This is a genomic window from Brevibacillus sp. MER 51 (assembly GCF_023714195.1).
In the GTDB taxonomy this organism is placed as follows: Bacteria; Bacillota; Bacilli; order Brevibacillales; family Brevibacillaceae; genus Brevibacillus.
This window is the reverse complement of record NZ_JAMAUS010000026.1, coordinates 41,632-51,902: the sequence shown is the minus strand read 5'-3', so window position 1 is coordinate 51,902 and position 10,271 is coordinate 41,632. Positions and strand designations below refer to the sequence as shown.

Below are 10,271 nucleotides of genomic sequence, written 5' to 3'. Positions count from 1 at the left end.
ATCATTGGAGGTAAGCACAATTATCACCTACTATAAAATGTAATTATAAGAATTATAACAAATTAACGCGGTGTCGCTTTAAAATTAAGTAAAATAAAAATGGCTGTCGACTTTCTCGACAGCCTGAAGAAAGGTGCTTTACTCACCTTTCTTCTTTTTTTATCTATTTAACATCCAAATTTTTACTTTTTATTGTATACTATTTTCGGAAGATTCTATCAGGGATTATTGGAGGGTGTATGATGAAGAAGAGTGTTTTTATGGTATTGAGTTCGGTCCTCGTTTTCGGTGGAATGATGACCGGGTACGAAGGTTCTATCCAAGCGGCTGAGCCTAAGGTATTAAGAATAAATCTGCAATCGGAGCCGCCTACAGCAGACCCTGGAATTGCGGAGGATACTACCTCTGGTACGATCATCACAGCTGTATTCGAAGGTCTGACACGTCTCGGAAAAGACGGAAAGGTGCACCCAGCCGCGGCAGAGAGCTATACCGTTTCTGAGGATGGGAAGACTTATACATTCAAGATTCGTGAAGCAAAATGGAGCAACGGCGATCCAGTAACGGCACATGACTTCGAATATGCTTGGAAGCGCGCGCTCGATCCAAAGACAGATTCCAGCTACGCCTACCAGTTGTATTATGTGAAAGGCGCAGAAGCATTCAATAATGGGACCGGCAAAGCGGGAGACGTTGGGGTAAAGGCCATTGACGATAAGACGCTAAAAGTGGAACTGACAAACCCGACGCCATTTTTCCCGGAGCTGGTTGCTTTCAAAACGTACTTCCCGGTAAACAAGAAGGTAGTCGAAGGCAACAAAAAATGGGCTTACGAGGCAAAGACTGTTGTTGGCAACGGACCATTCAAAATGGAAAGATGGGAACACAAGAGCAATCTGACTGTCGTAAAGAACGAGAAGTACTGGGATAAAGCCAATGTAAAATTGGACAAAATCGAATTCACCATGATAGAGGATGAGAATACGGAATTGTCCTTGTTTGATAACGACGAGCTGGATTGGGCAGGTGCTCCAAACTCCTCGCTGCCAACCGACGCACTTCCGATTTTGAGGGAAGCTGGTATATTGAAAACTCAGCCAATCGCCGGTGCCTATTTTTATCGTTTCAATACAGAGCAAGCACCCTTTACCAACGCAAAAATTCGTAAGGCGTTCGCCTATGCCATTAATCGTGAAAGCATCACCTCCGATATCCTGCAAGCTGGTCAAGTGCCGGCAACAGGCTTTGTACCACCGAGCATGGCGTTGAACAAAGACGGTTACTTCAAAGATAATGACCTTGAAGTAGCAAAGAAATTACTGGTAGAAGGTATGAAGGAAGAGGGGATCTCCAAACTCCCTCCAATTACACTCATCTACAACACATCCGAAGGTCATAAAAAAATCGCAACAGAAATACAGGATCAATGGAAGAAAAACCTCGGCGTAGATATCGAGCTCGAAAATAAAGAGTGGAAGGTATACTTAGAAGACGTACACCAAGGAAATTATCAAATCGCTCGTGGAGGCTGGTTGGGTGACTTCAATGATCCCATCAACTTCTTGGAAATGTTCCAGGAAAAAGACGGCGGAAACAACGATACACGTTGGGGAAATCCAAAGTACAAGGAGCTTTTGAACCAATCCGCTCTGGAGCAAGACCCGGAGAAGCGTAAAGCCATTCTCATGCAGGCTGAGCAAATCCTGATGGATGAAATGCCAATCATGCCAATCTACTTCTACGTGAATTCTTGGGTGCAAAACGAGAATCTGAAAGATGTCGTGATGGATGGTCTGGGTGCTATCGATTTCAAATATGCGGATATTACTCCATAATGTAAACACGGATGAGAAGAGGTTTTTTGCGACCTCTTCTTTTTTTCTGTCTCATGGACAAATGACCAATCCATTACGCCCTTGGCTACATAGAGTAAAAAGGAACTAACTGCAATTAGGAGGGATATTGATGGATATTGGTTCTTTGCTCAACATTGTTAAATCCATTCCTAAGGAAAAGCTGAGGACAGACGCGGGAATCAAGGAAGTCATTCGTGAAATGGCCAGAAAGTCAGGGAAAAAATTGACCGAGCAAGAGGTTAACGGGTATGCTGCGCAGTTTCGTCAGATGCAAAAAACAGAAAATGTCGGGAGTTTGTTGAATAAGCTTTCGAAAAAAGGTGTCACTGCAAAGGATTTGGAAAATATAAAAAAACGTTTTAGATAAGGGGGTAGAGTGAGGAGGGAGGTGGGATTATCGTTGAGAAAATGAAAGCGAAAAAGAAGCAGGCTATCCCTAAGAACCATTTGCTAGAATCGATCAACAAACTTGCGGATGCGCAACATACAAACAATGCCCAAATGATGAGAGAAATGAGTCAGGTACGACAGGAACTACAGGATATGAAAAATACACTGGGGCGTCTCAAACAGGCACCACCAAAAGGTACAGGAGAACGGCGAGGTCTGCTGTTTGGAGGACGACGGAATACTGCCCAAGTGGAAGCTGTATCCCCGCCACAAAAGCCTGCCATTTCAATCGAAGATTTACTGCCGCTTTTACCGTATCTGGGTGACGCTATTCCCCAGTTGAAAAACCCAAAAGTAGCCGACTCCATTAAGGTGCTGTCGAATCCAGCTGTGATTTCGCTGATCCAGCAATTTCTTGCCAACGGGGGCTTGAACATGATAAAAAAACCTGTTCAAGAAGTAAGTAGGCAAGAGAGAAGGGGATTTTTTCGATAATAATTGATCAGTTGCAAAGACTGTCTCGCAGGGCTTGCGGAGGCGGTCTTTTCATTTTGGTACCAAAAGACTATAAACTTTACAGATCATCAAGCGTCTAATAGAATGGTGAACGTTGCACATTGGCTGACGCCACAATACGAAGAAAACAGACATCACGGAGGAGGTCAGGATGAAGAGACGATTTTACCCTCTGCTTTTTGCATTGCTGGTCCTGCTGCTAATCCCCGGTTGGGCGGTTGCAGCAAGCAGTGCCTCAGAGGAAGCTGTCAATCTCATGATTGGTGGACAAGCAGTAAGTGCTGAAGTACCGCCGGTCATCAAGAGTGGGCGCACGTTGGTTCCCGTTCGTGTCATCGCCGAAGGGCTAGGTGCAAATGTGGATTGGAATGACGCTACTCGAACAGCTGTCATTACCAAAGGCTCACAGCAGCTTTCCCTTACACTAGACTCCCGTACAGCAGTGTTGAACGGCAAACAAGTGAAGCTCGATACGCCGCCTGTTATTTCACAAAAGCGTATGCTGCTACCACTGCGTTTTGTCGGGGAGTCACTTGGTGTTACAGTCGGGTGGGACAACAGTACACGTACTGTCATTGCGAACGAAACACCACAGGTCAAGCTGAATGGCAAGATGCCAACCCAGCCGATCAAGCTGTATCAAGTGGAAGACACGATGTACGCGTCCGCACAGGCCGTAGCTGAGCAAGTGGGACAAAAAGGCTTTGCGTGGAAAAGACCTGAGCGCGGGATGACGATTGATGATCAGTTAGTCCTCTCATTACGTCAATTGGAGGACGAGCTTGGAGGGTCATTTGCGTGGGACAAGAAAAATAATCAAGTTGAGATCGATCGCCTCAATATTATGAAAGATGTATCCGAGGACGGCGACCGTGTTCGTATTGAAACGACCATGCCTGTCATTCCTCAGTCGTTTATAATGACTGGTCCACACCGGATCGTCTTGGATCTCCCACAAACCGCATTGGATGATGATTTAATTGAAGATCTAAAACGTCAAGACGAGAAAAACGATAGCGTAGGCGAATCCGAGCAAACGGTCTCCGCTGATGATGAAGACCAAGGCACAGATTCGGATTCGGATGAACTGAATCAAGCAGAACAAGCGAAAGAAGAACCTCTCATTACTAACCTGCGTTACAGCCAATACAGTGCATCTCCTGACACGGTTCGCGTCGTGATTGAGCTGAACCAAAAGAGCACGTATGAGCTGGCTTACACGAAAGACGGTATCGAAGTAAAATTGACGCCAAAGCCGAAGAAAACAGGCTACCTGATCGTCGTTGATGCCGGTCATGGAGGAAAAGACCCAGGCACGAAGGGCTCTGCTGGCAACAATGAAAAAGATTACAACTTGGCTGTCTCCAATAAGATTGTGGCTTTGCTGAAGCAATATCCAGAGTTTCAAGTCGTTCCTGTCCGCACAACAGATGTGTTTTATGAACTGTCAGAGCGTGTTGCTTTTGCCAATGAGTTAGAAGCCGACTTGTTCTTGTCTATTCACGCCAACGCATTCCCGAAACCGACGGCTGCAGGAACAGAAACTTTCTATTATAATGAAAACAGTAAAGACTTTGCCCAAGTGGTACATAAACATTTGCGTGGGGCAACGCAGTTCCCGGATCGGGGCTTCAAGAAGAGCGGCTTTTATGTGATCAAAAACACGAAAATGCCAGCAGTGCTGACCGAAACTGGCTTCCTCTCCAATCCACAGGAGAACGCGCAGCTGACGAATCCGGCATTCCAAGATAAAATCGCGAAAGCCATTGTTGCGGCTATTCGTGAATACTACGAGTCTTATCAGTAAGGGGGCTTTTCACGATGAAAAAAAGTCGAGTGATCTGGATGGCAGCGTTAGTGATGCTGCTTTTGGCCGGATGTGGGCAAAACGCGACAGAAACACCACAGCCAACCACACCAGTAGAACAGCCATCTGGTTCAAAAACTGATCCATCGACAACAGAGCCGACTCTGAAAAAGCAAATGGTCACCGTTTACTATTCGGATAATAATGTGATGGAGCTGCAAAAAGAAGAGCAAGAGATCACGTTTGCAGAAGATATCGAGAAGTACAAAAAGACACTTGCCCTGCTGGAGACGCCTGTAAAGCCAGACGTGCACATTCCATTGTGGAAAGACTTCAAGTACCATTCCATTACAATCGATAAAGGCACCTTGACGATTGATGCAGATAGCAAAAATCAGTTCAACATGGGTTCAAGTGGCGAGACGATGGCTATGGATGCGTTGAAGAATACCTTCTTTCAATTCTCGGAAGTAAAGGAGATAGTCTTCTTGGAGGATGGCAAGAAAGTAGAAACGCTGATGGGGCACGTAGATCTCTCCGAGCCACTGAAACGGGATAATTAATCATCACTATAAAGACGGCACACCCAGTTAATTGGGATGTGCCGTCTTTTTCGTAGAGATTGTGTTTCGCGTATAGTGGCTGTCGTGGGGAGGAGAATATTTCCAGTCTAGGCTCCAGGCTCCGTCCTGCTGGGGGGTGAGACTGTCCGCTCCGAAGCGATTAGCGGGGAAACGCAAAAGTGGTAGCCGCTTCGTCGCATGGGCACGTTGCGTTTCTTTTGCCCGCTAATCGCTTCTCCGCTCGGTAGGACTCCACAAGTCGCTACGTCTGGAAATATTCTTCTCTGTCGTGACTGAATACGTTCTTCATTCTTTTAAGGCTTTTAAAATCGTAATAATACGGAAAACTCGTAGAGGAAACAGGAGAAATAAGCGAAGATCTTTGGTACACCGACCGAGGCGTAATGCAAAAAGCGAAACACGTTCTTAAGCGTCCACCTCTGAGACACCTCTTGAATGGACGACTTTGGACGCGGGTTTCGCTTTTTTTCATGGAGACGGGCAGTGAATCCCTCAGCGGGTGGGACAAGAAGCTGAGCGTTTTCTCCTGTTTCCTCCTCTCCCCAACAGCCGGACATAGTTTTCTTATGTTGTTGGCGTTTCTTCCCGATCCGTGAAGAGAAACTTGATGGCATATACCCCAAACAAGCCTACCAACGTATACACGATTCGACTTACGATAGACTCCGCTCCACCAAACAAGCTCGCGACCAAATCGAATTGAAACAACCCGATTAATCCCCAGTTCAGGGCACCGATGATAACAAAAAGCAAGGCCAAACGTTCCACATGGACACCCCCACCAAATGAATAGGGACATTATTCCCATGCTTGCGCCGTTTTACAACAGGAATTCCGGGATCTTTAAGAAAGCTTTACATTCACAACATAATACGACAACATTCCCGCTGTATAGTTTGTACTTGTAAGAGAGAAAAAACAAACCGAACCTTTTAAGGAGGATTTTCATCCAATGAAAAAACTCAGCAAAATGTTTATTGCGCTGACATGTGTAGGGGCATTACTCGCGGGGTGCGGAAGCGGCAACACTGCGCAGACACAAACACCAGCACCAGCGCAACAACCAGCCCAGGAGCAAAGCAACTCTGGTTCGACAACAAAAACTTCCGGTGAACCTGTGACAGCAGTGGGTTCTACCGCTTTACAACCTCTGGTCGAGCAAGCGGCCAAGGACTTTATGGCAAAAAATGCAGGCGCACAAATCCAAGTACAAGGCGGAGGAAGCGGCACGGGCTTGAGCCAAGTAGCAAGCGGTGCAGCAACGATTGGTAACTCTGATATTTTTGCAGAAGAGAAAAAAGGCATTCCAGCAAACGAACTGGTAGACCATAAGGTAGCGGTTGTCGGTATGGCAGCAGCGGTAAGCCCGCAAGTAAAAGTGGACAACTTGTCCAAGCAACAATTGATCGACATCTTCACCGGAAAAATCACCAACTGGAAAGAAGTTGGCGGCGAAGATATGAAGATCACGCTGGTTAACCGTCCGAAATCTTCCGGAACTCGCGCGACATTCAGCAAATTCGCGTTGGATGGCAAAGAAGAAGCAGAAGGTATCACAGAGGATTCCTCCGGTACTGTTCGCAAAATCATTGCAGAAACACCAGGTGCAATTGGTTACTTGGCACTGTCCTACTTCAATGACACTGTAAAAGCTCTGAAATTGGATGGCGTGGAAGCAAACGCAGAAAACATTACAACGAACAAATATCCAGTATGGGCGTACGAGCATATGTACACCAAAGGTGAAGCAACTGGCGATGCAAAAGCATTCCTCGACTTCATCCTGACTGACGAAGTACAAAAGAAAACCGTTACAGAATTGGGCTTCCTGCCAATCACAGACATGAAAGTGGAACGTGATGCAGAAGGCAAAGTAACACAAAAATAAGCGTTATCGTCAACAGCAAAATAGAGGGGTAGGGGGGCCTTCCCCTCATTTTGCTTGCGTACAGTCGTTTTCTTTCCAGGAGGGAGAACATGAGCCATCGTACTGAAGGGGTAAATACAGAGCGTCAATCGATGATTGCGCAAAAAATGCTGACAACGAACAAGCGTCAAAAAACAGAGAATATTACTGGCAAAACCATCGCGATGATTTGTGCGGGTTTGCTCGTTATTGTCGTTCTATCGATCACCTATTTTATTGCTTCAAAAGGGCTGTCGACGTTCTTTGTCGATGGAGTAAGCTTCAAAGAATTTTTAACCCATGACAAATGGGACCCAGAAGGTGAACCCTCCGCGTATGGTGTGTTGCCCTTTATCCTCGGTTCGTTTTTCGTAACGGCACTGGCTGCTTTAATTGCCGCGCCACTCGGAATCGGCGCCGCTATTTTTATGACAGAAATCTTTCCAGGCTTCGGAAAAAAAGTATTGAAGCCGGTTATCGAGCTGTTGGTGGGTATTCCATCGGTGGTTTACGGTTATGTTGGACTAACTTTGCTTGTTCCATTTATTCGGGAACAATTTGATGTTCTTGGCTTCAGCTTATTGGCAGGGGGACTTGTTCTTGCCTTGATGATTTTGCCAACCATTACGAGTGTGGCAGCAGATGCTATCGAGGCTGTTCCGCAGGATTTGCGCAATGCTTCGCTCGCACTGGGTGCTACTCGTTGGCAAACCATTTGGAATGTCGTGTTGCATTCCGCGCTTCCTGGCTGTTTGACGGCTATTGTTTTGGGAATGTCCCGCGCTTTTGGAGAAGCTTTGGCTGTGCAGATGGTTATCGGTAACACAACGAAGCTGCCAGGCGGTTTGCTCGAACCGATCAGTACGCTCACTAGCGGTATCACATTGAACATGGGGAACACGATTCAAGGAACTCCGTATAACAATGCTCTCTGGTCAATGGCTTTGCTGCTCTTGGCGATGTCTTTCATCTTTATCGTGATTTTGCGCCTGTTGGGCAGAAAGAGGTTGGCAAAATAGATGAAAGCGAGACTGATGGACCGCGCTGCTACTGTTGTTTTGACACTGATTGCCGTACTGATTATCGGTACCTTGGTGGGACTATTGGGCTTCATTCTCTCGCAAGGTTGGCATAAGCTGAATCTCGACTTTTTGACCTCTCCGCCGGATATTGTCAATGCGGGTGGCGGGATTGGACCACAGCTTTTCAACTCGTTGTACCTGCTGGTCCTGACCATGCTGATCGCGTTGCCGCTCGGGATCGGAGCAGGCATTTATATGGCTGAATATGCGCCGGATAACAAGATTACACAGTTCATCCGCATGAGTATAGAAGTATTGTCTTCTCTTCCGTCTATCGTAGTTGGTTTGTTTGGATTGCTCGTGTTCGTAAATATGACTGGCTGGGGCTATACCCTGTTTGGTGGAGCACTTGCGCTGACGGTATTTAACCTGCCGCTCTTGGTTCGTGTAACAGAGGATGCACTGCGCAACGTACCACGCAGTCAAAAGGAAGCGAGTCTCGCGCTTGGTATTACCAAATGGCGTACCATCGTGTCAGTCATCCTTCCAGCAGCACTTCCAGGTATCATTACGGGTGCCATTTTGGCATCTGGCCGTGTATTTGGGGAAGCGGCTGCCTTGCTGTTTACGGCAGGGATGTCTTCACCGAATCTGGATTTCACCGACTTCTCGATGAACAGTACAACGTCACCTCTGAATCCGTTCCGTCCTGCCGAGACCTTGGCCGTGCATATTTGGAAGGTAAACAGCGAGGGGCTGACACCGGATGCACGTGATGTCGCAGATGGCGCGGCTGCTGTTCTGATTATTGCCGTCTTGCTCTTTAACCTTTCCGCTCGTTGGTTCGGGAATTGGGTTTACAAAAAGATGACGTCAGGATCAAACTAAGAAGAGGTAGGTGGCAGCCATGTCCGTACTGACCATGCAAGAAACGATCATTCAGACGAATAACGTGAATGTATACTACGGAGAGAAGCACGCCGTAAAAAATATATCAATGAATATTGAACGCAACTCCGTGACGGCCTTTATTGGCCCGTCCGGATGCGGGAAATCGACGCTTCTACGGAGCTTGAACCGGATGAATGATCTGGTTCCTTCTTGTCGAGTAGAGGGCTCCATTATTGTGGATGGTATCGACATTAACAACTCGCAAGTAAACATCGAAAGCCTGCGCCAAGTGGTAGGAATGGTTTTCCAACGAGCGAATCCATTTTTTAAATCGATTTATGAAAACATCGCATTTGCACCGCGTTTCCATGGGATGACCAATAAACGTGATTTGGACGAATTGGTTGAATCGAGCCTGCGAAAAGCAGCGCTTTGGGATGAGGTAAAAGATCGTCTTCGCGACTCAGCACTCTCCCTTTCTGGTGGACAGCAGCAAAGGCTTTGTATCGCGCGTGCAATTGCAATGCAGCCAACCATTTTGCTTTTGGATGAACCGGCTTCCGCTCTCGATCCGATCTCTACCATGAAAATCGAAGAGCTGGTCATGCAGCTAAAAGATGAGTATACGATCGTAATCGTTACCCATAACCTCCATCAGGCAGCGCGAATTTCTGAGAAAACCGCCTTCTTCCTGATGGGTGAGCTGATCGAGATGGATGAGACAGGGAAAATCTTCACATCACCTGAAAACGAAAAAACCGAGGATTATATTAGCGGACGTTTTGGCTAAGAGAGAATAGAAAAGCACAAGAAGCCCTCCCAAGCAAATCAGCTTGCAGGAGGGCTTCTTGTGCTATTGGTTTCAGGCTTTCCGCAAATATCGTGAATAAAAACCATAGTAGGAAATAAACAGACCCAAGAAAAAGAACGCGATGACAATGCCGTAGTCTTCGCTGGAAGCCTCATAACCTACAACAGCTTTTACACCATATTTGATAGCCATATAGATGAGGGCAAAAGCAAGTAAAAATCCATACCTGTACCATTTGCTTTGATGCTGCATGTTCTCGCTTTTGACCTTCATCCAGTATCGAACATAACCGACTATCAAGCCAGCAAAAAATATCGCCACAAACAAGTAACGCAGATAGTGGCTTTGATCGAAGACCTTGATAAAGGTTACGAGGGACATTGCTAGCAGTACAAATAGGGCAATGACATAAAAGTGAATGGAACGCTTATCCAAGGTCCAGACATCCCCTTTCGTAGGATAGGTTTGTGAAAAGTTCCCATTCACTT

General features: G+C 46.5%; 11 protein-coding genes. 9 read left to right on the top strand and 2 right to left on the bottom strand.

What is annotated here, in order from left to right; translation table 11 throughout:
* Positions 1-242: 242 nt before the first annotated feature.
* From M3630_RS29265 to M3630_RS29245, 5 genes are all read left to right on the top strand, one after another.
* Positions 243-1,835 (top strand): peptide ABC transporter substrate-binding protein, encoded by a 1,593-nt coding sequence (locus tag M3630_RS29265; protein ID WP_251254518.1) that lies wholly within the window; start codon positions 243-245, stop codon positions 1,833-1,835.
* A gap of 130 nt (positions 1,836-1,965) precedes the next feature.
* Entirely contained in the window at positions 1,966-2,223 is a 258-nt protein-coding gene (locus M3630_RS29260; protein WP_173611958.1) for a hypothetical protein, read from the top strand.
* Positions 2,224-2,264: 41 nt separating this feature from the next.
* The gene (locus M3630_RS29255; RefSeq protein WP_251254517.1) at positions 2,265-2,741 is read left to right on the top strand and encodes a hypothetical protein; all 477 of its coding nucleotides are present in this window, start codon (positions 2,265-2,267) and stop codon (positions 2,739-2,741) included.
* Between the two features lie 172 nt (positions 2,742-2,913).
* Positions 2,914-4,569: an N-acetylmuramoyl-L-alanine amidase family protein gene (locus M3630_RS29250; protein WP_251254516.1), complete on the top strand. Its 1,656-nt coding sequence runs from the start codon at positions 2,914-2,916 to the stop codon at positions 4,567-4,569.
* Positions 4,570-4,583: 14 nt separating this feature from the next.
* Entirely contained in the window at positions 4,584-5,132 is a 549-nt protein-coding gene (locus M3630_RS29245; RefSeq protein WP_251254515.1) for a GerMN domain-containing protein, read from the top strand.
* Between the two features lie 585 nt (positions 5,133-5,717).
* Here the strand turns inward: M3630_RS29245 and M3630_RS29240 are convergent.
* On the bottom strand, positions 5,718-5,921 hold the full coding sequence (locus M3630_RS29240) for a DUF378 domain-containing protein (protein ID WP_048036205.1): 204 nt from the start codon (positions 5,919-5,921) through the stop codon (positions 5,718-5,720).
* Positions 5,922-6,105: 184 nt separating this feature from the next.
* On the opposite strand from M3630_RS29240, the gene M3630_RS29235 reads away from it, so the two are divergent.
* The 4 genes from M3630_RS29235 to pstB all read left to right on the top strand — a co-directional run bounded on the left by M3630_RS29235 (position 6,106) and on the right by pstB (position 9,762).
* A complete protein-coding gene (locus M3630_RS29235; protein ID WP_232774754.1) occupies positions 6,106-7,041 on the top strand; it encodes a phosphate ABC transporter substrate-binding protein in 936 nt (311 codons plus the stop codon).
* A gap of 89 nt (positions 7,042-7,130) precedes the next feature.
* On the top strand, positions 7,131-8,078 hold the full coding sequence (pstC, locus tag M3630_RS29230; protein WP_007721130.1) for a phosphate ABC transporter permease subunit PstC: 948 nt from the start codon (positions 7,131-7,133) through the stop codon (positions 8,076-8,078).
* Positions 8,079-8,969, top strand: coding sequence for a phosphate ABC transporter permease PstA (gene pstA, locus M3630_RS29225; RefSeq protein ID WP_047073983.1), 891 nt, complete (start codon positions 8,079-8,081; stop codon positions 8,967-8,969).
* Between the two features lie 19 nt (positions 8,970-8,988).
* Positions 8,989-9,762, top strand: coding sequence for a phosphate ABC transporter ATP-binding protein PstB (pstB, locus tag M3630_RS29220; protein ID WP_173611915.1), 774 nt, complete (start codon positions 8,989-8,991; stop codon positions 9,760-9,762).
* A gap of 72 nt (positions 9,763-9,834) precedes the next feature.
* Here pstB and M3630_RS29215 read toward each other — a convergent pair whose 3' ends face one another.
* The gene (locus M3630_RS29215; RefSeq protein ID WP_251254514.1) at positions 9,835-10,218 is read right to left on the bottom strand and encodes a hypothetical protein; all 384 of its coding nucleotides are present in this window, start codon (positions 10,216-10,218) and stop codon (positions 9,835-9,837) included.
* Positions 10,219-10,271 lie beyond the last annotated feature (53 nt).

Bases quoted from the DNA above. Each gene is read 5' to 3' on its own strand.
- M3630_RS29265 (WP_251254518.1), top strand. From the start codon at position 243: ATGAAGAAGAGTGTTTTTATGGTATTGAGTTCGGTCCTCGTTTTCGGT.
- M3630_RS29260 (WP_173611958.1), top strand. From the start codon at position 1,966: ATGGATATTGGTTCTTTGCTCAACATTGTTAAATCCATTCCTAAGGAA.
- M3630_RS29255 (WP_251254517.1), top strand. From the start codon at position 2,265: ATGAAAGCGAAAAAGAAGCAGGCTATCCCTAAGAACCATTTGCTAGAA.
- M3630_RS29250 (WP_251254516.1), top strand. From the start codon at position 2,914: ATGAAGAGACGATTTTACCCTCTGCTTTTTGCATTGCTGGTCCTGCTG.
- M3630_RS29245 (WP_251254515.1), top strand. From the start codon at position 4,584: ATGAAAAAAAGTCGAGTGATCTGGATGGCAGCGTTAGTGATGCTGCTT.
- M3630_RS29235 (WP_232774754.1), top strand. From the start codon at position 6,106: ATGAAAAAACTCAGCAAAATGTTTATTGCGCTGACATGTGTAGGGGCA.
- pstC (WP_007721130.1), top strand. From the start codon at position 7,131: ATGAGCCATCGTACTGAAGGGGTAAATACAGAGCGTCAATCGATGATT.
- pstA (WP_047073983.1), top strand. From the start codon at position 8,079: ATGAAAGCGAGACTGATGGACCGCGCTGCTACTGTTGTTTTGACACTG.
- pstB (WP_173611915.1), top strand. From the start codon at position 8,989: ATGTCCGTACTGACCATGCAAGAAACGATCATTCAGACGAATAACGTG.